Raw genomic sequence first — 1,299 nt, 5'->3', positions numbered from 1 at the left:
GCTGGAGGCCGTCCGCCTGCATCGCCCCGATGCCGCGGCGCTCGCCCGGGCGGAACTTTCCGCCTGTGAGACGGCGAAGTGCCCCGACGCAGGCCGCCTGGGCCTGCTCGCCGGCACCCTCGTCCTCTCCGACGGAGACGCCGCCCTCGCCCGGGACCTGCTCGCCCGCCACGCGGCCCCGCCGCCCCTGGAGGCCTTCCACGCCTTCTACCTGGGGCAGGCGCGCTTCTACGCGGGCGACCCCGACGGCGCGGCCAGGGACTTCGAGCGGGCGTTGGAGAAGGCCTCCCCGGCCCTCGCCGTGCGCGCGCGGGCCCGCCTGGGCGAGGCGCTGCTGGAGGCGCACCGACCCAAGGACGCGGCCCCGGTGCTGGAGTCGGCGGCGGCGGCGCAGCCCACCGCGGAGCTGCTCTTCCAGCGCGCGACGACCCGCGCGGCCACCGGCAACGCCGCGGGCCTGCGCGCGGACCTCAAGGCCGTGGCGCTGCGCTTCCCCACCCACCCCTACGCGGACGAGGCGCTGGAGCGGTTGGCCGCGCTGAAGCCCGCGGTGAAGCTCACCCTCCCAGAACACCTCCAGCGCGCCCGGGGCTTCCTCTCGGACGGCGCGCCGGGCCGGGCCCAGGAGGAGCTGGAGACGGCGGAGAAGCGGTCGCTGGTGAAGGGCGCCCCCGCCCAGGCGCAGGTGGCGCTGCTGCGGGCCCAGGTGCTCTTCGCGCGCGGCAAGCCCGAGGACGCGGAGAAGGCGCTCGCGGTGGCGCGCAAGGGGCCGCCGGCCATCGCCGCGGAGGCCGCGCTGGTGGTGGCGCGCCGGGCGCTGCGCTCGGATGACAACGTGAAGGCGCGCGCGCTGATGGCGGCGCTGGACAAGGCGTATCCGTCCCAGGCCGCGGGCGAGGAAGGCGCGTTCTTCGCCGCGTGGCTGGACATGCAGGGCGGCCGCTTCGAGGCCGCGGCGAAGTCCTTCGCGGACTACGAGAAGCGCTACAAGGGCTCGCGCCGCCGCGACGAGGCCATGTGGTTCCGCGCCCTGGCGCACATCCGGCTGGAGCAGTACCCGCTGGCGCGTCAGGCCCTGGACGCGATGGTGACGGCGTACCCGAAGACGAGCCTCGCGCCGCAGGCCCGCTACTGGATGGCGCGCGCCGACGAGCTGGGCGGCGGCAAGCCGGAGGCGGTGGGCCCGGCCTACGAGGCGGTCATTGCTTCGGCGCCCGCGTCGTTCTACGCGCTGCTCGCCACGGAGCGGCTGCGCGAACTGGGGCGCACCCCGCCCGCGGGCTTCCCGCAGCCCCCGAA

Annotated in this window: 1 protein-coding gene; it reads left to right on the top strand. The window is 76.7% G+C overall.

The genetic code is table 11. The features are described from left to right. Position 1: 1 nt before the first annotated feature. The coding region (locus D7V93_RS43080) for a tetratricopeptide repeat protein (RefSeq protein ID WP_244237852.1) at positions 2–1,299 on the top strand (1,298 nt) is incomplete at its 3' end.

Source organism: Corallococcus llansteffanensis (genome assembly GCF_003612055.1).
Classification (GTDB): domain Bacteria; phylum Myxococcota; class Myxococcia; order Myxococcales; family Myxococcaceae; genus Corallococcus; species Corallococcus llansteffanensis.
Note: the sequence above shows the minus strand (reverse complement) of the source record. Positions and strands in the feature narration are given on the sequence as shown.